The following is a 20,284-nucleotide window of genomic DNA, read 5'->3' on the forward strand; positions in this document are numbered from 1 at the left end:
TTATACCGTTTAATTCTAGCCAACAACGAACAAGGAGTGTACTCATGTCAAACGCAGCAGCAGAGCCTACCATGAACCAAGACAATTTTGTGACGTGTGATTTATTGGATGCCAATCCTGAGTCGCAAGTGTGTCTGCCAAATATCGAAGGTAAGTCGTTTTATAGCTTTGGTGGCAAAGATCGGTTTTGCGGTGAGATTGTGACGGTTAAGTGTTTTGAAGACAACAGCCGCGTCAAATCGCTATTAAACAGCGATGGTAAAGACAATAAGGGCAATGGAAAGGTACTGGTGGTCGATGGTGGTGGCTCGATGCGCTGTGCGCTGCTCGGCGATATGATTGCTCAGTCGGCGATTGATAATGGTTGGGCTGGGGTCATCGTGTACGGCTGTGTCCGTGATGTCGATGATATGGCACAGATGGATATCGGTGTCATGGCGCTTGGCTGTATCCCGCGTAAATCGACGCGCCGTGATGAAGGTCAAACCGATCTCGAGATTAGCTTTGGGGATTTGACCCTAAATTCAGGCATGTTTGTCTATGCAGACAATAACGGCATTATCGCGAGCGACAAGCCTCTGCTTTAAGCCGACTGCCAAGCCTAGTCCAACCATTAATATAAAACCTCGGCTTAAGCGTTGAGGTTTTTGTGCGTGATGTGCTGAGTGACAAACCGTTACGGCATAAATTTTGGTAATTGCATAAATATTCGTATAATAGCTTTCTGACTCTTAACTTTGATCTTATCCTCTATGCCTATCACTGCTTTGACTGACGCGTTCGATCCTATTAACCAGCAGTTGTTTCCTATCGCTCATGCCGAGCGGCGCTGGCTGACCCCTGTTTATGGTGCGGTTAGTAGTCTATGGCTGGCAAGCTTGATGCAAGCGCTGGTATGGGACGTGTCCGAGCGTCTAAAAGTAGTGGTAACGCGCGATCAAAACCAGCTCAATCAGATAGAAACCGAGCTGGCGTTTTGCGGCGTCGATGCCTATGTGTTTCCTGATTGGGAGACGCTGACCTACGATGAGCTGTCCCCGCATCAAGACATCGTCAGCGAGCGTATCAACCTATTGACCGATATGCCCACTAAAGGCGTGCTGCTCATCTCGGTGCAGGCGCTCATGCACCGGGTCGCCCCGCCAAGCTGGCTGATAGGGCAGCATTTTGATTTGAGTGTCGGTGATCGCTTTGATATCAATACCCAGCGCGAGCTGCTTGCAAAGGCAGGCTACCGTGCGGTCGAAAACGTCTTTGAGCCAGGCGAGTTTGCGGTACGCGGTAGTATTGTCGATATCTTTGCCATGGGGCAGCCATTTCCGCTACGTTTAGACTTGTTTGATGATGAAATCGAAACCATTCGCTTTTTTAATCCGCAGACGCAGCGTACGCTGACCGTCGACGATCTAAAAAATATGATGAGTGGTAACGACAGTAGCATCGGCAAAGAGTCACTGTCGCTACTGCATAAACTGCCTGATATCTCAAAACCTATTCAGCAGTTTCAGATACTACCTGCCAAAGAGTTTCCGCTCGATGAAGGGCGCGAGACGTTTCGGACCAACTTTGCAGCGATGTTTCCCAATACCAGCAGTCGTAAGTCTGAGCTGCATAAAGATGTGATGGCGGGTATCGCCAGTAGCGGGCTTGAGTACTATCAGCCATTGTTTTTTGATTTGGATGACTGGCAAGCTGACAGCAGCTTGTTTGCTTATTTGCCAGATGACGCTCTGTTTATCATCGATGAGCGAATCCACGAAACACAAGCGGATTATTGGTCGCAGATTCAGCGCCGTTATGAAGAGCGCAGGCACGATATCGACAAACCTATTGTCGCCCCAGAATTGTTATATTTATTATCAAATACCTTAAACGAGCATCTTAACCACTATCCGCGAGTGATGCTCAGTGCGCATGAGACGCGCGCGGCGATAGACAATGATGCCTCATCGACCGCACAGGCTGCCTCTAATCGGCAAGGGTTGGTCACACTCACGGCGCAACAACCGCCGCAGCTGGCGGTCAATCACCAAAAAGCAGAACCATTGGCCGATTTGCTAGAGTTTTTGCTACAGCAAGCACAAACAGCGACGCCGGTGCTGATCGTTGCCGAAACAGCAGGGCGCCGTGAGATTTTGATAGAGCTGTTTAAGGGTAAGGTAGATACCAAAGCGTATGATAGCTTTGAAGCATTTTTGGCCGCTGATAAGGTCACAACCCTTAATGACAATAACTTGCCGCAGGTAGGGCTTACGGTGGCGCCTATCGAGCGCGGGGTGTATATTCCTGAGCGCCTGGTGGTGATCAGTGAGACTCAGCTGTTTGGTAGGCAAGTGCTACAAACACGTCGCCGTCGCCAAAGTGGGGTGTCAGAAGAGTTTTTGGTCAAAAGCGTCACAGAGATTACCGAAGGCAGCCCAGTGGTGCATATCGAGCATGGTATCGGCCGCTATAATGGGCTGATTACCTTAGATGTGGGCGATGGCGAGCAAGAGTTTATTCATCTAAAATACGCGGACGACGCCAGTATTTATGTACCCGTTGCCAATTTACAAATGATCAGCCGCTACAGCGGTGGTGACCCCGCGCTTGCACCACTCCATAAAATAGGTAGCGGCAAGTGGGACAAAGCCAAACAAAAAGCGCTGGAGCAAATCCATGATGTCGCCGCCGAGCTGCTCAATATGCAAGCAAGGCGTGAGGCCAAAGTCGGTATTCATTTCAAGATTGACCCTTCACAATACGAGCTGTTTGCCAGTCAGTTTGCCTTTGAAGAGACCGCCGATCAGGCCAATGCTATCCATGCGGTGATGGAGGACATGAGACAAAACCAGCCGATGGATCGCCTCATTTGCGGTGATGTGGGTTTTGGCAAGACAGAAGTGGCGATGCGCGCGGCGTTCATTGCGGTCAGTGCCGGTTATCAAGTGGCGGTATTGGTGCCAACGACGCTGCTGGCAGGTCAGCACGAAGACAATTTTCGCGACCGTTTTGCCGATTGGCCAGTACGTATCGAGACATTATCGCGTTTTGGTGGCAAAAAACATCAAGAGACGGTATTGGCAGACCTTGCCGCGGGTAAGGTGGATATCGTCATCGGTACCCATAAACTGTTGCAGCCGGATGTAAAGTTTGCCAATTTGGGACTGATGATCGTTGATGAAGAGCACCGCTTTGGTGTACGCCATAAAGAGCGTATCAAAGCCATTCAGACCGATGTAGACAGTATGTCGATGACAGCGACGCCGATTCCGCGTACGCTTAATATGGCACTATCTGGCATGCGTGATATGTCGATTATCGCCACGCCGCCTGCTCGTCGTCTGGCGATCAAAACCTTTGTTATGCAAAAGACCGATGCCTTGATGAAAGAGGCTATCTTGCGTGAGCTATTACGCGGCGGGCAAGTCTACTTGCTGCATAATGATGTGGCGAGCATTGAGCGCATGGCAGAGACGATACGTGAGCTGGTGCCCGAGGCTAGAGTGGGGGTCGCGCATGGGCAGATGCAAGAGCGCCAGCTTGAGCAGATTATGGAGCAGTTTTATCATAAAAAGTTCAATGTGCTGGTGTGTTCGACCATCATCGAGACCGGTATCGACGTACCAAATGCCAATACTATCATCATTGAGCGCGCGGATAAGTTTGGTCTGGCGCAGCTGCATCAGCTGCGAGGCCGCGTAGGCCGTAGTCATCATCAGGCGTATTGCTACTTGCTCGTGCCATCTATCAAAGGCTTAAAAGGCGATGCCAAGCGCCGTCTGCACGCCATCGAACGCGCCAATACATTGGGTGCAGGCTTTATGCTGGCGAGTGAGGATTTGGAGATTCGCGGGGCAGGTGAGATACTGGGCAAGCAGCAAAGCGGTAACATGCAAGCCATTGGCTTTAGCTTGTATATGGATATGCTAGAGCGTGCGACAAAGGCCATCAAGGCGGGCAAAGAGCCTGATTTGAATACCCCATTGTCACTTACCAGTGAGATCAATCTGCACAGCTCAGCGCTGATACCAGAAGAATACTTGCATGATGTGCATCAGCGTTTGCTATTTTATAAGCGCATCAGTAATGCTGATGATTTTGAGGCGCTCACCGATATCCGTACCGAAATGATTGATCGTTTTGGCACACTGCCAGATCAGACCAAGCATTTATTTGCCATCCATAGACTGCGCATACAGGCCGAGCCATTGAAGATCAACAAAATCGATGCCAATAGTAGCAGCATGACGTTAGAGTTTGCCCCTGATACGCCAGTTGACGCCTTGGCAATTATCCAGCTTATTCAAAAAGATGGACAGCGCTACCGGATGAATGGCGCCTCTGGCATTCGCTATCAAGATGCCAATAAGCTGGCCACGCCGCAGCAACGCGTGACTGTGCTTGAGGAGTTGCTACGCTACTTTAGCGAGCATATGGTAGCAGAGCCTGCTTAGCACTTCGAGTGACGTCAATCATCATATCAAGCGCCGCATCTATTAGGCAGCAGCACAGTAAAACAGCAGCCAATCTATCAAGGCGCTATTTTATCTACTGGATAACTGATAAAATAGCAGATACTCTGTGTCTGCTCTATGACCTATAACGTCCGATAGGTCTTGGCCACCCTTATTTTTAGTATCTAAGTATTATCCCCTTCATAACAAGAGAACCGTCATTATGTTCCAACTTCATCATAAACTTGCAGCCGACAGTTTTTTGGTGGGAGATTTCCCATTATCGACCTGCCGTTTAATCAATGATTGTCAGTTTCCTTGGTTGATATTGGTGCCACGTGTCTCTGGTATCAAAGAATTGTATGAGCTGTCTGAGGCCGACCAAGCGCAGTTTTTGCGCGAGTCGAGCTGGTTGTCCAGCCAACTTGCCAAGACTTTTCAGGCTGACAAGATGAACGTGGCTGCGCTGGGCAATCAGGTGCCGCAGCTTCATTTTCATCATATCGTTCGTTATCAAAACGATATGCAGTGGCCCAACCCAGTGTGGGGCGTCCCTGCTGTACCTTACACCAAAGAAGTACTGGCGCAAATGCAGCAAACTTTGATGATGGCGCTGCGTGGTCATCATCAAATGCCGTTTGATTGGCAGATGCAGTAGGTCTTTTAGCAATAAGCCTTTGGTAATAAACAGTTAAATACGCATAGGCGTGAGCGTTCGTCTGTAAGCATAGCTCTCTGTGTTAATGAGTTTATTGTACGGCTTTACGAAAAATATTTTACATTTGTCTGTCAGTCGTTATATTAGAGTGTAAGTTGGCTAAATGGATATAGCCAGCTTGTCAGATCAGTGTCTTTGCTGCGTCACATCAGAGTAGATGCGGTGCGGTACAAAGTGCTGAGACCTTCAATTTTAAATCAGGATTGTTTGATTTAAAGTTTCACTCTATGTTAAGGACAACAAATGGCTACTTCCTCTATCTCACTACCCTCGTCACGACGACCTACTATGTTGTTTCTTTCGATTTGTACCGCGTTGCTGGGTATGACGGCCTGTGAAACAGACTCTACTGAACCTACCGCCATGTCGCCCGCGGCGACACAAACCATCACGGCTGATGCTGACCCATCTAACCGCTCTATTACGTCGAACTTTAGCGCCAGCGCTGCTGCTAAATCGGTCGCGCCCCGTTATCTCGTCGGTACTGGTAAAGCCGACATCACAGGAGCTGCAGCCGAAACGGGCATGTTTGGCTATGCTGCAGGTCAGGTGGTGCAGGGTATCAATGATCGTCTATATTCTCATGCTTTTATTGTCGGCGAAGCGGATAGCAATGCAGGCAACCGAGTTGTCTATGTCTCAGCGGATATGGGTGCGATGTTTACCGCGGTCAAACTTGAGGTCATCAAACGCTTGCAAGCAGATTTTGGCGACTTGTATAACGACGATAACGTGATGCTTGCCGCCACGCATACTCACGTGGGAAATGCTGGCTATTCGCATCAGCAGCTGTATCAAATCGCCAGCACGGACGACACACTAGCGGGCTATAGTCAGCAAAACTTCAACGCTATCGTCGGCGGAATTGTCACTTCGATCAAACGCGCTCATGAGTCATTGACGCCAGGGACGTTGTCTGTGGCACAAGGCAAGTTAAAAGGAGCGACTGTTAACCGCTCACAGATTGCGTATAACAACAATGTCGATGCGCAAGAGTTTGATAGTAATGTCAATGAGACCATGACTCAGCTGCGCCTAGATGCTGCCGATGGCACACCGATGGGACTGATTAATTGGTTTGCCCTGCACCCGACCAGCTTTAGCAATCAGTTTATGCATCTTAGCGCGGACAACAAGGGCTATGCTCAGCTTGGCGCCGAAAAGCTGTTTAATAACAACGCGGACAGACCTTTTGTCGCGGCCTTTGCCAATGCTGATGAAGGGGACGTATTGGCGGCAGGCGGTAATGCCAACTCAAAACCCGGCTTTCAGGGTAGTGATGACGAATGGGAAAACGTCCGACGCGATGGGCAACTGCAGCTTGATAAGGCCGCTGAACTATGGCATCAAGGTGCCCCTGTCGCGGGGCCGGTGGATGTCCGCGCGCGCTGGGTTGATCTAAAAGGCTATCAGGTCGAGAGCAGGTTCACCAGTGGTGCGGGTGACAAAGTCTTATGTACGCCTGCCCGAGGTTATTCTTTTGCTGCAGGCGGTGAAAACGGGCCATCAAATATCCCTGGCATATACGAAGGCATGACGCGCGCGAGCTTTCGGATCAATGATGATATCAATAAAGTCGATCAGTCGCTTTTGGCCAGTTTGACACGCGGCGCCTTTGGTATCGTCTCAACTGTCAATCAAGATGACTGTCAGGCAGAAAAACAAGTGCTATTGCCAACTGGCAAGTGGGGCTGGATAAATACTGAGCAGCCTGTCCAGCTCATGCGTATCGGCAATATCGCTATTGTGGCTATTCCTGGCGAGCCGACCACCATGGCGGGGCGGCGGATACGAGCCGCTGTACTGGCCCAGCTAAAAGACGCAGGGGTCGATACCGTCATTGTCAATGGCTTGGCCAATAACTATAGCGGCTATTTGAGTACGCGTGAGGAGTTTGCCGCCCAGCATTATGAAGGTGCCTCTACGGAGTATGGCCCTTATCAAACGGCGGCGTATATACAGGAGTATAGCCAGTTAGCTGAAGCGCTACGCACCGGTACAGACGTGCCTGACAGTGCCGCACCACCTGATCGCTCACACAAGGCATTTCATGAGCGTCCAAGCGTGGTATTCGATGACAAACCCATACATCAACGCTGGGGGCAAGTACTCACGCAGCCAAACCCTAGTTACCAAAGCGGGGAGGTCGCTACGGCGGTGTTTCGCGCAGCGCACCCCAAAAACAACCTACGTACCGAAGACAGCTTTCTTAAGGTGCAGCGTTACCAAGATGGTCAATGGATGGACTATCTGAGCGACCGTGACTTTGAAACCACCTACACGTGGCAACGAGAAGGAGCGGCCTATAGCAAAGCGATTATCGATTGGCGCATCAGTGCCGATACGCCAGCAGGGACATATCGACTGACCCATGCTGGCGACTGGAAGAGCGGCTGGACAGGCAAGATTAAGCCTTACTTTGGTGCCTCAAGCAGCTTTAGGGTGCAGTAAGACAGCCTAGTATCAAGTAAGGCTATAAACTTGCTCATTATGGCTTGCTTATTAAGTGACCAACGGTAGGGTTTTGCGTATCAGTAACGTAGGTTTTATAAAAATGAAAACGTATAATAGTCTTTTAGCTTGACTTATACCAAATCTAAAGTGTCATCGGTGCTGGCGAGTTGCGGTAGTCGGCTAAGGGTTTGTCTGCCTGTTGCTTGGGTTTGGAAAATAGTATGCTCATAACAAAATTAACTGTCACTGTGCTATCTTCCTTCTCCTAATATTTATCGATCGTCTGCTTTATTAAGCGAACACTTCATATGCCTCTTTTAGATACGTTGAGACCGAAATTTCCATCGCAGACGAATGGTATCTATCGATTCGACTATCCAGAAGTGTTTGTCTTGATCCTAACGGTTGTGCTTCTTGCCCTGCATTTTGACTTTAGTGCCACCTCGATGGCACTGCTGATCGTCGTTAGCCTGCCAAGCTTGCTGATTTTGATATATAACTATCGCCGTCAGACCAGTTTTTGGACCTCCAATATCGTCATTATTTTGCTGTCTGCAGTCATAGGCTCGATACAGCTGTGCACGGTCATGTCGATCAGTCTGGCAGCTTTGATTGCATTACGTATTATTATTAGTAGTCCTGAAAACCAAATTAGACTGGTCATTGTCTCGATAGTGACTGTGATTGTTTTTTATTATGTCAGCGTGATTTTAAACAGCACGCAGATGGACTGCCATGACAGTTGGCTGCCGCCAGTGGTGCTACTGTCCAGTATGGCGGTGATGCTGTGTCAGTTTCGCTATGTGTATCAAAAGTACATGGGTCACCAACAGCGTGCGCAGCAAGCGGTAGGGCGTTTGGGTACCATGGTTTCAGTCATCAATAAGTTGACCCGTTTTGTGCCACCGCAGATTTGGGAGCCAATTGTAAAAACAGATGCGCCCGTTAGTGTGTCAAACAAACGTGCCAAGCTGACGATTATGTTTTCGGACATTGTGGGTTTTACAGAGCTGTCTGATAGTTTAAGCTCGGACAATCTGGCAGATATTTTAAATACCTATATGCACTGCATGACGGTCATCGCCAATAAGCATGGCGCTGTGCTTGATAAGTTCGTCGGCGATGGGATGGTGTGTTTTTTTGGAGAGCCTAGCAGTCAAGGCGCGCGTCAAGATGCGCTTGACTGTGTGGCAATGGCGCTAGACATGCGCCGTGAGATGCGCACCCTGAGGCATAAGTGGCGGCTTATGGGTTTTGCAGGGCTGTATATACGCGTTGGTATCACGACAGGCTATTGCCATGTCGGCAACTTCGGTAGCAATAATCGCTTGAGCTATACATTGATTGGCAAAGAGGCCAATCTCGCGGCGCGGCTGGAGAGTAGCGCAGGCAAAGATGAGATACTGGTCAGCGAAAGTACTTATGATTATGTTTGTCACAATTATGAGTGTCAGCATGCAGGTGCGTTTCAGCTCAAAGGCTTCGACGAAAAAGTCAATGCTTGGCAAGTCCTCGATCCTGATGCCAATAAAGGTCAGCTATCAAAATGGGTGGACCATACGTTACCAGGATTTAATTTGCATCTAAACTTCAAAGACATGAAAGATCAAGACTATCAAGACATCCGAGAACGTCTAAACCTCGCTCTCGAGCGTATCGAACAAGAGCAAGAAAAAGTAGCAAATGCTATTGCAGCAGAGAGCCAGCGTCACAACGATTAATAGCGACTCTTTTACTGATTTGACATCTGTATGACCATATTTAACCTCATATTTAATATGCCAGCACCTTCGTAAGCAAACAAAAACGCCAACCATGATATGCAGTCATCGTTGGCGTTTTATAATGGCTTTGACTGTATATTATCAGTGGTTTTCTTTAGCATGGTTGAGCGTGTATTTGGGAATCTCGATGGTCAAGTCGTCGTCTTCGAGCATCACCTGACAAGACAAACGTGAGTCTGGCTCCAGACCCCAAGCACGGTCTAAAAGATCCGCTTCGATATCGTCCATCTCATCTAAGCTATTAAATCCTTTACGCACCACCACATGACAGGTAGTACAGGCTTTTGACATCTCACACGCGTGCTCTATCTTAATGCCTTTTTCTAGTAGGGCTTTGCATAGGTTCTGGCCAGCTTCTAGCTCGACTTCAGTGCCTTCGGGGCAAATCTCATGATGAGGTAATACGGTAATCTTTGGCATAAATTATCTGTCCGGTGCTAATCAATTAAAAAATAAAAACTCAAAAATATATCAGGTCTGTTACAGGTCATCACATCTATCATGGCTAAGCCGTATATAGATAGACTCTATACGCGCTTTTACCAATCTTGAGCGCTGGTACCTGCCATGCTGGCCTTGACGCTTTGATTCATAATGCGAGCAGCAAATGCATCACTATGCGGTTTTAATTTGGCTTGTTCGGTTTCAATGAGAGTTAGATCATCAGTGCTTAATGCCGTTTGTAGTGCTTGTATTTGCTGCGTTAGAGCTTGCTGCTCATCAGAGGTCAATAAGGCTGCAAACTCTTGCAGCGCAGACTGTAGCGCCAATACTTCGCGTTCTGCTTCTACTTTTGTCTCAATCAAAGAGCGAGCGTTTTTGTCTGCTTCTGCATGCTCAAACCCTGCCATCAGTAGCTGCTCTTTTTGCTCATCAGACAAGCCATAAGAGGGTACAATCTCGATTTTGCTTTCAGTCTTAGTCGTGGTTTCTTGCGCGCTGACTGTCAGCTGACCATTGGCATCAATGCTAAAGGTGACCTCGATACGGGCAAAGCCCGCTTTCATCGGCGGGATGCCATATAATTCAAAACGTCCAAGCGAACGGCAGTTTTCGACAGTTTCGCGCTCGCCTTGAACCACATGAATCACCATGCCTGTCTGACCGTCCTGATAGGTGGTAAATACTTGGCGTTTTTTGACAGGGATAGGGGTGTTACGGGGAATCAGCACCTCAACCAAGCCGCCCATAGTTTCAAGGCCGAGTGACAAGGGAGTGACATCTAATAATAAAAGAGTGTTGTCGCTATCGCCATTGACCAGTTGATGCGCGGTTTGTGCAGCCCCTAGAGCGACGACTTCATCTGGGTTTAAGCGACAAAGTGGCTGCTTGCCAAAAAACGTGGTCACCACTTGTTGCACAGCTGGCATACGGGTTGAGCCGCCCACCAAGATGACTTCATCCAAATCGTCAATAGATAGCTTGGCATCGCGTAATACCTGCTCGCAGACGCTAAGCGTACGGCGATTGACAGGCTCAGCAATGGCCAGCAAATCGTCACGGTGCAAGGTGCCTTGATAAGAGTGGCCGTTGACCGTGATGTCGATAGCGACCTGCTCGGCGTCCGTCAAAGCTTGCTTATACGCTTTGGCTTGCTGGGCAAGGATTGATTTGTCATGCCGAGTGACGTCTTTTGGGTCGATACCTAATTGTTTGATCAACCAGTTGGTCAGCAAGCGGTCGATATCATCACCGCCTAGCGCACTGTTGCCGCCAGTTGCCAAGACTTCAAAAACCCCATCGGTGAGCTTTAAGATAGACACATCAAAGGTACCGCCGCCCAAATCATAAATTAAGTAATGGCTTTGCGTGTTATCTTGATTGGGCTTATCAAGGCCGTAGGCGACAGCGGCAGCCGTGGGCTCATTTAACAGACGTAGCACATTGATACCAGCAGCTTGTGCAGCATCTTTGGTCGCTTGGCGCTGCGCCTCATCAAAATAAGCGGGAACAGTGATCACCGCCCCTTCGATACTGTCGGCAGGTAATGCGCTTGCGGCGCGCTGCTCGAGGGCGGCTAGGATACGTGCTGAGACTTCGACAGGGGATACCTTACCTTGGGCGGTGACAAAAGCTGGCATGTCGTCTGCATTGCCGCTTAACTCATAAGGATGAGAGAATTTAATATCTGCTTGACTACGACCCATAAAGCGCTTGGCGGATACGATGGTGTTTTTTGGGTCATCGGCCAAATGCGCTAGGGCATCATACCCTACCATGGGTTTGCCAGTGCTGGGGTAGTAGACGACAGAGGGCAGCAACGTATCGTTGTCAGCGCCTGCCTCTAAGACTTGCGATTTGCCTGAGCGTACGACTGCGACCAGTGAGCGTGTGGTGCCAAGGTCGATACCTAGACCAAAACGATGCTGATGAGGTTGGGCACTTTGATTGGGTTCGGCAATTTGCAATAAAGACATAAAATCACTCAAAGATAAAATAAATAAAGGAAATGGCGCAATTATGATGACGAATGATGATAAATATCAATCTTTAAATCTACATATTGAAGGTATGTTTATCTAGACACCCTAAACATATAAATCATCGTCATCAGAGTGCTCAGCACTGGCGACTTCATCGAGACCAGTCGTCACATCGGCATTGAGTTTTACCAAAAACTTAAGCTTTTGGGTGGCATCAATCGCGGTCTGCCAGTCTTGCTTTTGATAGGCACTGCTAAAGCGCTCAGATTGTTTGCTCAGACGAGTGGTAATCTGGGGTTGTAGCTGCGCAAGCGTTGTCCGATCCTTATCTTCGATCGCTTCATCTAGATCGATACGCATCTGCATGGCGTCTTCTAAAAAATCTAAATCGGCAATTGAGTGCTCAAGATTATGAGCCTGATTTGCCATCTCTAATAGGTAGCCGGCGCGGCTATCAGGAGCCTTTAAGGTTTGGTATGCTTGATTTATCAGCGCTGAAGCTTGCTCTGATTGCTGCTTGGCCTCCGTCACACTCCCCACGTCTTTTGTGCTATCTACCATCAGATTATCAGGATGATAGCGTTTTTGTAGTAGACGTAACTGCTGATCCAGACGGGTCTGATCAATCTCAAACTGAGCGGGCTGCTCAAATAGAGCAAAAAAGTTATCAAACTGTGCTTCTGCGGTGATGTCTGTCATATCATACGCCTTGCTTTTATTTATTATAAAGTGTCTGAGATACCAGTGCTTATCATATCCAGTGTGCTATCAAGCGCCAGATTGGGTGGTGTATAGCCTACCAACTGAATAATAGAAATGTTGCAAACGACATTTTTTATCAAAATACAACATGCTTAAAGGCCAGTAGGCCTCAGTCATAAAGATGGCCAATGGCTAAGGGTGGGCAACTTTAAACAGTAAACGACTCACCGCAACCACATTCGCCTTTTTGGTTGGGGTTGGTGAACTTAAAGCCTTCGTTCAAGCCTTCTTTTTCATAATCCATCAATAAGCCGTCTAAATAGACCAAGCTTTTCGGATCGATAAAGATGCTCACACCGCGGCTTTCGTAACGCGTGTCATTGTCATCAGGGGTATCTACAAACTCTAAGACATAGGCCAAGCCTGAACAGCCTGCGGTACGAATGCCCACACGGATACCTTCGCCTTTGCCGCGATTGTCCAAAAACTCTCGAACATGCTGAGCGGCGCGTTCTGTCATTTCAATCATGCCAACTCCCATTGACTATCAATAATAAAGATATCTTTCAATATGATGTCATCGACCATAAAATCAATGACGGTTATTCATAACAACTACTAATAGCAGCTATCAATAACGAATATGAGACTAGTAGCAAACCTACCAGACTTATGTGTTTGCGCCAGTTAGAAAATAAAAGGTGACAATTACAGTAGCGTTATTGTCACCTTTATGGCCTCAGTAGCGATCGATTAGAGCACTACTGACGCCTTGCTGATAAAACAGTGCATACGCCAGTAAGCTTAGCTGGTCGCTTCTTCAGCGGTACCATGCTTGCCTTTATAGTCGCTGATAGCCGCTTTGATTGCGTCTTCTGCGAGTACAGAGCAATGCACTTTTACTGGTGGCAATGCCAATTCTTCAGCGATGTCCATATTTTTAATCTCGCCAGCTTGGTCCAAGCTTTTGCCTTTTAACCACTCGGTGACAAGTGAGCTTGAGGCAATCGCTGAGCCGCAGCCATACGTTTTAAAACGTGCATCTTCGATGATACCGGCGTCATCTACTTGGATCTGTAGGCGCATCACGTCGCCACACGCTGGGGCACCGACCATACCTGTACCAACGTTTTTGGCATTTTTGTCAAGATTGCCGACGTTGCGTGGGTTTTCGTAATGATCAATAACTTGGTCACTATAGGCCATGGGGTTTTCTCCTAGTTAGGGGATGAGCGATAGATTGTTTACTACGTATCAGTCGCTCATCGATAATTGGGGTCAAACGCTTACTGTAATTGTCTGATCAATCGTTTTATAAATATTTAAAACAAAGCGCATAAAGGCGATTTGTTTGGTAAATGTTAGTGCTCAGCCCATTCTACTGAATCTAAATCCACACCTTCTTGATACATATCCCAAAGTGGTGATAGGGCGCGCAGTTTCTCAACCGCTTCGTGCATTTGTTTGATGACACGGTCGATGTCTTCTTCGGTGGTATAACGGCCAAAGCTGAAACGAATCGAACTGTGAGCCAACTCATCTGGACGACCAATAGCACGTAATACATATGATGGTTCAAGTGTCGCAGACGTACAGGCTGAGCCTGATGAAACAGCTAAGTCTTTTAGCGACATCATCAATGACTCGCCTTCAACAAAGTTAAAGCTAATGTTTACAATGTTTGGCACGCTATTCTCAAGATCACCATTTAAGTAAATCTCTTCGATGTCTTGCAGGCCATCCCATAGTTTTTGGCGGAGTTTGGCAACGTGAGCATGATCTTCTTCAAAGCGCTCGTTGGCTAGGGCAAATGCCGCTCCTAAACCTACGATTTGATGCGTCGGTAATGTACCTGAGCGCATACCACGCTCATGACCACCGCCATGCTGCTCAGCTTTTAGGCGAATGCGCGGCTTACGGCGGACAAACAATGCGCCGATACCTTTAGGGCCATAGGCTTTGTGTCCTGAGAAACTCATCAAATCGATTTTCATTTCTTCAAGATTGATTTTTACTTTACCGACAGACTGTGCGCCATCGACATGGAAAACCACGCCAGCGTCACGAGTGATTTCACCAATCGCTGCGACATCGGTGATGGTACCAAGCTCATTGTTTACCATCATCAGTGATACCAAAATCGTATCGTCACGTAATGCATCTTTTACTTGCTCTGGCAAAATAAGACCCGTACCGGCTTGTGGCTCTAAGTAAGTAATCTCAAAACCTTCTTGCTCAAGCTCACGGCAGGTATCTAAAACTGCTTTGTGCTCAATTTTACTGGTAATAATGTGCTTGCCACGCGATTGATAAAAATGCGCTGCGCCTTTGATGGCGAGGTTGTCAGATTCAGTCGCACCAGAGGTAAAGACGATTTCACGCGGATCAGCGTTGATGACTTCAGCCACTTGCTGACGCGCGGTTTCTACGGCTTCTTCTGCTTGCCAGCCGTAGCCGTGCGAGCGCGAGGCTGGGTTACCAAAGATGCCATCTACAGTCAGATACTCGCTCATCTTGGCAGCTACTGATTTAGCAACTGGCGTGGTGGCGGCATAATCTAAATATATAAGGTTGTTATGTTGGCTCATGCTGGGTTTGCCTCGCTGTTCGATAGGGTAATGGTATTAATGTCTTTTATAGAAACTTCTTTGGTGGAGGTGTGCTGTCGCTCTGAGACGGACTGCACATTTTCCATATCTAATAATTGCGCTAATGTTATGTTTTTCAAGTACTGCTCGATATGATTGGACAATGCACACCATAGATCATGGGTTAGGCACATTGTACCACCTTGGCAGTCGCCGCGTCCTTCACACTGCATCGCATTAACCGACTCATCGACCGCAGATATGATGCTCATCACATCTATCTCGTGTAGCGGTTTGGCCAAGTAATAACCACCAGCGGCACCGCGTATACTGGTGACAAGCCCACGTTTGCGTAGTTTGGAAAATAACTGTTCGAGATAAGAGATAGATATTGATTGCCGTTTAGCGATATCAGATAAGGATACCGCACTGTCTTGTTGGCTGGTTTGTAGCGCCAAATCTAGCAACGCGGTCACGGCGTATCTGCCTCGAGTAGTCAAACGCATGTGTTATCTCCAAACTTATATATCATTTTTATTTAACAACGATCTTAGTAAGAGACTCTCTACCAAAGCGAAAGATAAAAAAGGCAAAACCTCTGCCATGCTCAAATAAAAGTCATCTGCTAAGTGGTGTCTTATCGTCGTTAAACAACAGATGGTCAACCCGATGTGTGCAACGATTAAGCCAATTATACTTAATCCTGAGTAATTTAGTCAAGATTAAAGTGTGGTTGAATGGTTAATCAAGCTGATGGCTATGATTGATAAAAACAATGATGAATAAACATAGAGAGTAAAAACAAATGAGCAGTAAAGATATAGTCGATGCACTATAAAACAAACCCAGTGTTACAGGTATAAATGCCGTAAAGTCTCAAAAGTAAGCAGCACGTCAGATAAGTTGATAGCAATCGCATGCTGACATTGCTGCATTTTTTTGTTTAGGATTAACGATACTTGATAAAAGGCAAGGTAGGAGAAGGTAGGGTGACAGCAATAGATATCTAGGCTGTGCTTTTGATATCGCACCCTACTGTTTGATGACTGGTCAGTAGCCTGTTAAAGACGCCACCATAAAGCGACTAATAGACTTCTCAATGATACCTGTCGATTTTATTGCTTCGTTTAGTGGACTCGTTTAATTTATTAATAACGCGATAATCGCGCCAATCATGACAAGCAGGGCGACGACAGTCACAATTGTCAGTGTTTTTTGTTTGCTTTGTAGCTCTTTGACCGTGGTTTCAAGCTCGCGGTTTTTGATGGTTAAGGTGTTGATTTGCGTTTGCTGCTCTTTGATACGCAGTTTGTAGTTTTCTTTTTTTTCTGCCATTTCCGCTTCAGTGGGCTTAGATTTGCCTTTACCGCCTTTAAACTTTTTCACCAGTCCTTGGATGAGACTGCCTAGACCCAATTGCATGATAAATTGCTTGACCAACTGTACTTGCACTGACTCTCCGCGCATTTGTAGCTTTTCAGTGCTTTCGCTGTCGTGAGTGGTGATGGCGTTGATGACTTGGATACTATAGGCATTGATGACGACATCAGGCTCGCTACGGCCTATCGGCAATTGCGCGTCTAATAACACGCCTTTGGTACTAAAGGTGGCAAAAACTTCTACATGGGGAAGGTACAAGCGCAGCGCGACGACAGTACCTTGCTTGGCTAAAGGATAAGCTGCTTTACGTAATTCAGGATCTAGGCGTAACAGTAAGGTCAATGCTGACTCGATGAACACCAAAAAGATATTGAGAAAAGAGTGAGATAACGTAGAACGCTTCATGTAGATAATCCGTGGTTATTTTAGTAACGTGTCGTAAAATGAGGATTTGATCAATAAAAAACAACTTAAAAATCAAGATACACCCAAAATATGCGATTATATTTTGCTTATAGTAACGTCTTTATAATAAAAAGTAACGCAAGTTTCTGACTCTTGGTACCCTTTATGTCAAGTGTATTGATAAGTCGATATTTTTTGTGCTATTTTCGGCTTTGGCTGCCTGTTGTCTTAGAGCCAGTAGTGGCTTGTTGATGACTCATTGGTGTTTTTAAGCTAAGGATAGGTTCAAATACTATAATGAGAGCAATTTACTGGACAAAACACTGGGTAGTCAAGCTGCCTAAGGTAAAGTAGTGAGTTGATAAAAAATTGCAGGGGTTTTGCGTAACATTGAGTGTCAAATACGTAGTAAGCGGCACAAAAATATGTAAAATCGCTTGCGCTCCTTATGCGGCCTTGATATAAAGACGATAACAAAGCGAAACCTGTTAATACGCAAGTCAGGTAGTTTTTATTGCTTAAGTGCTATGAGAGCGTTACAATACCTGGCGTGAGCGTGTATTATCCCCCTTAAACTTGAAGGAAATTTTATGAATAAGTCAGAATTGATTGATAGCATCGCAGAAAAAAGTGGTCTGAACAAAACCCAAGCTGGCGATGCACTAAACGCTGTTATGGAAAGTGTTGGTGAAGCTTTAGAAGCTGGCGACAGCATCTCTTTGGTTGGTTTTGGTACTTTTAGCGTAAAAGACCGCAAAGCACGTACTGGCCGTAACCCTAAGACTGGTGAAGAGCTAAACATCCCAGCAAGCAAAGTACCAAGCTTTAAAGCTGGTAAAAACTTAAAAGAGCGCTTAAACTAAGCCTTTGTTAAGATAGTATTTTTTAAGACTATATAAGGTATAGACCACTATAAAACTACGGCCACCTATTAGGCAGAGACTAAAGTTGGATACAAGATACGTATAAATGCAGTGTCTGTAGGCCGTAAAAAGATAGAAGGTCGCTCATGGATTTGCTTATTATTTAAGTCATGAGCCAAATAGCAAAAAGCACCTAATATTTAGGTGCTTTTTTTATTGCGATAGTTTGTATCAGACATCATGAATATTTTGAGTCTGTCTTAAAAATCACGTATCATAGGGCGCGCTGTAGATGCATTGTCTAAATCAAGATTGATTGATATCTCTTGATTTTGCACCAAAACGCACACGCCCTTACTCATACCATTGCCGGCTTAGATAGCATCGTTACCACAGCGTCGATAGGCATCATATTACAATGGTTTTTCATCAACATAGGTTAATAAAGCAGAGATAACTATGGATAAATTGCGCGATTTTTTAAAAAGCTGGCCAGGTCGCATTTTATTGATTTTATGCCTGTCACCGCTTGCATTATTGGGTGTCGAAAGCTACTTTGGCGGTAGTGTCGACCCAAACCAAGTCGCTCAGGTAGGTGAGGCAAGCGTGGGGCTGTCTGAGTATCAAGCTGCGGTAAATAACCGTCGTACCGAAATTTTAGAGCAAGTTGATGATGCCAGCCTATTAAATGAGGATGTGCTACACGAGCAGGTGCTAAAAGGCCTTATAGATCGCACATTGTTAGAGCAGCAGGCAGGTAAGCTTGGAATGACGGTCTCTGATGACACCATCAACCGTTTGCTGCGTCAAGAAGAAGTATTTAAGGATGCGGACGGCAATTTTTCTAATGAGCAGTTTGCAAACTTTTTGCGCAATCGCGGTATGACAAAAAACCAGCTGTTTGCTGAGTTTCGCAATCAGTTAAGCCTCGATCAGCTCAATGCCAGTATCGTCGGGACTGCGATTTATCCGATGCAAGCGGTCAGTCAATTGATTGATTTGCAAATGGAATCGCGCAACATCTGGCTCCATCGGTTTAATTGGCAAGACTATGCCGATCAAGTCGAGGTTAGCAAAAGCGACATCCAAGCTTATTATGATGCCAATAAAGACACACTAAAAAGTGCCGCGATGGTGGATTTGGCTTATATTCAACTAGACCCGCAAGCCATTCAGGTAGATGAGGTTACTAAAGCGGATCTCCAGCAGCAGTATGAAGCGTATAAGCAAAGCCAAGCGGTGGTAGACGAGCGTAGAATCAGCCAAATACTTCTCACAGGTGACAACGCCAAGGCGCGTGCTGAAAAAATTCAGGCACGTTTAGACAAAGGTGAGTCGTTTGCCGCGCTTGCCAAAGCCGAGTCCGATGATCCGTCAGGAGAGAACGGCGGTGATATCGGTCGTCTGAATACCTCGGTATTTGGTAGCGACGCTGCTGCGGTCGAAAAAGCGCTTGAGGGCCTAAGTGTTGGGGATGTCACCGCACCTATCAAAACCAGCTTTGGCTATCAGATATTTATGGTGACCGAAGATAATGGTAGCAAGGTGCCAAGTCTGGATAGCATGCGCGATGAGCTAACGGCGAAAGCAAAAGAGTATAAGCGTCAAGAGATTTATGCCGATAAAGTCACGGCCATTAATGATTTGGCGGCTGATGGTTTTAGTATTGAAGATATTGCTCAGCAAGAAAACGTCCCACTAAAACGCATCAAAGACTACCGTAAAGAAAACAACCAATCGGTCCTGTCACAGCCAGCTGTGCTCAAACAAGCCTTTGATGAATTTACCATTCAAGATCAGGCAGTAACCGCAGGTATCGAAGTAGGTAACAGTAAGGTGTGGGTACAACCGAGCAATTATCGTCCTACTAAAACCTTGTCTTTGTCAGCGGCGACGCCAAAAATCACGCAGATATTACGTCGCCAAAAAACCACAGCATTGGCCCTAAAAGAAGCCAAAGCCATCGCTGCTGGTATCAAAACGCCAGCAGATATCAGCAAGCAGCCTGTAACATTGCAAGCGCTCGGTCAGATCAATCGTCAAACGACACAATTGACCGAAAAAGAGCGCGGTATGGCCTTTAGCCAGCAAGCTGATGATAACGCTGTGGTAGCTATTGCAAGCGAGACGGAAGTGGGTGCCAGCTTGTTGGTCGGTGACCGTATCAAAACGGAGCAGCAATCACCATTGTCTGATATACAAAGAGCGCAAACGGCAGCTATTATTCGTGATAATTTAGGCCAAGATCAACTGCAAGATTACTTAGAGCATCTGCGGATGGTGTATCAGGTTGAGATTAACGACACCAACATGGCCAACGCGCAAGGTCGTTAAATACAGATCGTTAGATATCGACAGTTGAGTCATCTTAGATGGCTTAAATGACGATAATTGCTCGCACATAAAGACGTAAAAAAGCCACTGTATCAAGGACAGTGGCTTTTTTTTTTGACCTGTCCCGTCCTAAAATAAGTTTACGAAAAAGGGACTTATTTATGGACAAGTTAGCAATAGCAAAGGTTAAGCGCACT

15 protein-coding genes are annotated in these 20,284 nt (G+C 46.7%); 7 read left to right on the forward strand and 8 right to left on the reverse strand.

Translation table 11 applies throughout. The annotated features are described in order from the left end of the window. Positions 1–71 precede the first annotated feature (71 nt). The 5 genes from rraA to BTV99_RS02340 all read left to right on the forward strand — a co-directional run bounded on the left by rraA (position 72) and on the right by BTV99_RS02340 (position 9,329). Positions 72–587: a ribonuclease E activity regulator RraA gene (rraA, locus tag BTV99_RS02320; protein ID WP_075100779.1), complete on the forward strand. Its 516-nt coding sequence runs from the start codon at positions 72–74 to the stop codon at positions 585–587. A 165-nt stretch (positions 588–752) separates the two neighbouring features. Beyond that, positions 753–4,436, forward strand: coding sequence for a transcription-repair coupling factor (gene mfd, locus BTV99_RS02325; RefSeq protein ID WP_075100707.1), 3,684 nt, complete (start codon positions 753–755; stop codon positions 4,434–4,436). A 223-nt stretch (positions 4,437–4,659) separates the two neighbouring features. Next, positions 4,660–5,094, forward strand: a complete 435-nt coding sequence (locus tag BTV99_RS02330; RefSeq protein ID WP_075100708.1) for an HIT domain-containing protein — start codon at positions 4,660–4,662, stop codon at positions 5,092–5,094. A gap of 303 nt (positions 5,095–5,397) precedes the next feature. After that, positions 5,398–7,605: a neutral/alkaline non-lysosomal ceramidase N-terminal domain-containing protein gene (locus tag BTV99_RS02335; protein ID WP_256713707.1), complete on the forward strand. Its 2,208-nt coding sequence runs from the start codon at positions 5,398–5,400 to the stop codon at positions 7,603–7,605. A gap of 311 nt (positions 7,606–7,916) precedes the next feature. After that, positions 7,917–9,329 (forward strand): adenylate/guanylate cyclase domain-containing protein, encoded by a 1,413-nt coding sequence (locus BTV99_RS02340; RefSeq protein ID WP_075100709.1) that lies wholly within the window; start codon positions 7,917–7,919, stop codon positions 9,327–9,329. A 144-nt stretch (positions 9,330–9,473) separates the two neighbouring features. Here BTV99_RS02340 and fdx read toward each other — a convergent pair whose 3' ends face one another. The 8 genes from fdx to BTV99_RS02380 form a co-directional block, all read right to left on the reverse strand. Further along, the gene (gene fdx / locus BTV99_RS02345; protein ID WP_075100710.1) at positions 9,474–9,812 is read right to left on the reverse strand and encodes an ISC system 2Fe-2S type ferredoxin; all 339 of its coding nucleotides are present in this window, start codon (positions 9,810–9,812) and stop codon (positions 9,474–9,476) included. A 119-nt stretch (positions 9,813–9,931) separates the two neighbouring features. Continuing rightward, a complete protein-coding gene (hscA, locus tag BTV99_RS02350) occupies positions 9,932–11,809 on the reverse strand; it encodes a Fe-S protein assembly chaperone HscA (RefSeq protein WP_075100711.1) in 1,878 nt (625 codons plus the stop codon). Positions 11,810–11,920: 111 nt separating this feature from the next. Next, positions 11,921–12,514 carry a Fe-S protein assembly co-chaperone HscB gene (gene hscB / locus BTV99_RS02355; protein WP_075100712.1) on the reverse strand — a complete coding sequence of 198 codons (594 nt, stop codon included), beginning with the start codon at positions 12,512–12,514 and terminating at the stop codon, positions 11,921–11,923. A gap of 211 nt (positions 12,515–12,725) precedes the next feature. Continuing rightward, positions 12,726–13,046 carry an iron-sulfur cluster assembly protein IscA gene (iscA, locus tag BTV99_RS02360; RefSeq protein WP_075100713.1) on the reverse strand — a complete coding sequence of 107 codons (321 nt, stop codon included), beginning with the start codon at positions 13,044–13,046 and terminating at the stop codon, positions 12,726–12,728. Positions 13,047–13,321: 275 nt separating this feature from the next. Next, positions 13,322–13,723, reverse strand: a complete 402-nt coding sequence (iscU, locus tag BTV99_RS02365; RefSeq protein ID WP_075100714.1) for a Fe-S cluster assembly scaffold IscU — start codon at positions 13,721–13,723, stop codon at positions 13,322–13,324. A gap of 155 nt (positions 13,724–13,878) precedes the next feature. Further along, entirely contained in the window at positions 13,879–15,105 is a 1,227-nt protein-coding gene (locus tag BTV99_RS02370; RefSeq protein WP_075100715.1) for an IscS subfamily cysteine desulfurase, read from the reverse strand. Further along, a complete protein-coding gene (locus BTV99_RS02375) occupies positions 15,102–15,611 on the reverse strand; it encodes an Rrf2 family transcriptional regulator (RefSeq protein WP_075100716.1) in 510 nt (169 codons plus the stop codon). The genes BTV99_RS02370 and BTV99_RS02375 overlap by 4 nt, the downstream gene beginning before the upstream one ends. A gap of 634 nt (positions 15,612–16,245) precedes the next feature. After that, positions 16,246–16,890 carry a hypothetical protein gene (locus BTV99_RS02380; RefSeq protein ID WP_075100717.1) on the reverse strand — a complete coding sequence of 215 codons (645 nt, stop codon included), beginning with the start codon at positions 16,888–16,890 and terminating at the stop codon, positions 16,246–16,248. A gap of 590 nt (positions 16,891–17,480) precedes the next feature. Here BTV99_RS02380 and BTV99_RS02385 point away from each other — a divergent pair. Both BTV99_RS02385 and BTV99_RS02390 read left to right on the forward strand, forming a co-directional pair. After that, on the forward strand, positions 17,481–17,753 hold the full coding sequence (locus BTV99_RS02385) for an HU family DNA-binding protein (protein WP_075100718.1): 273 nt from the start codon (positions 17,481–17,483) through the stop codon (positions 17,751–17,753). A 459-nt stretch (positions 17,754–18,212) separates the two neighbouring features. Continuing rightward, positions 18,213–20,087, forward strand: coding sequence for a SurA N-terminal domain-containing protein (locus BTV99_RS02390; RefSeq protein WP_075100719.1), 1,875 nt, complete (start codon positions 18,213–18,215; stop codon positions 20,085–20,087). Positions 20,088–20,284: the final 197 nt, after the last annotated feature.

The organism is Psychrobacter sp. Rd 27.2 (genome assembly GCF_001921755.1).
In the GTDB taxonomy this organism is placed as follows: domain Bacteria; phylum Pseudomonadota; class Gammaproteobacteria; order Pseudomonadales; family Moraxellaceae; genus Psychrobacter; species Psychrobacter celer.

Excerpts from the sequence above, each read along its gene's own strand:
- iscU (WP_075100714.1), bottom strand. The coding sequence starts at position 13,723 with ATGGCCTATAGTGACCAAGTTATTGATCATTACGAAAACCCACGCAAC.
- fdx (WP_075100710.1), bottom strand. The coding sequence starts at position 9,812 with ATGCCAAAGATTACCGTATTACCTCATCATGAGATTTGCCCCGAAGGC.
- hscA (WP_075100711.1), bottom strand. The coding sequence starts at position 11,809 with ATGTCTTTATTGCAAATTGCCGAACCCAATCAAAGTGCCCAACCTCAT.
- BTV99_RS02340 (WP_075100709.1), top strand. The coding sequence starts at position 7,917 with ATGCCTCTTTTAGATACGTTGAGACCGAAATTTCCATCGCAGACGAAT.
- rraA (WP_075100779.1), top strand. The coding sequence starts at position 72 with ATGAACCAAGACAATTTTGTGACGTGTGATTTATTGGATGCCAATCCT.
- mfd (WP_075100707.1), top strand. The coding sequence starts at position 753 with ATGCCTATCACTGCTTTGACTGACGCGTTCGATCCTATTAACCAGCAG.
- BTV99_RS02335 (WP_256713707.1), top strand. The coding sequence starts at position 5,398 with ATGGCTACTTCCTCTATCTCACTACCCTCGTCACGACGACCTACTATG.
- hscB (WP_075100712.1), bottom strand. The coding sequence starts at position 12,514 with ATGACAGACATCACCGCAGAAGCACAGTTTGATAACTTTTTTGCTCTA.
- BTV99_RS02380 (WP_075100717.1), bottom strand. The coding sequence starts at position 16,890 with ATGAAGCGTTCTACGTTATCTCACTCTTTTCTCAATATCTTTTTGGTG.
- BTV99_RS02385 (WP_075100718.1), top strand. The coding sequence starts at position 17,481 with ATGAATAAGTCAGAATTGATTGATAGCATCGCAGAAAAAAGTGGTCTG.
- BTV99_RS02330 (WP_075100708.1), top strand. The coding sequence starts at position 4,660 with ATGTTCCAACTTCATCATAAACTTGCAGCCGACAGTTTTTTGGTGGGA.
- BTV99_RS02390 (WP_075100719.1), top strand. The coding sequence starts at position 18,213 with ATGGATAAATTGCGCGATTTTTTAAAAAGCTGGCCAGGTCGCATTTTA.
- iscA (WP_075100713.1), bottom strand. The coding sequence starts at position 13,046 with ATGATTGAAATGACAGAACGCGCCGCTCAGCATGTTCGAGAGTTTTTG.
- BTV99_RS02375 (WP_075100716.1), bottom strand. The coding sequence starts at position 15,611 with ATGCGTTTGACTACTCGAGGCAGATACGCCGTGACCGCGTTGCTAGAT.
- BTV99_RS02370 (WP_075100715.1), bottom strand. The coding sequence starts at position 15,105 with ATGAGCCAACATAACAACCTTATATATTTAGATTATGCCGCCACCACG.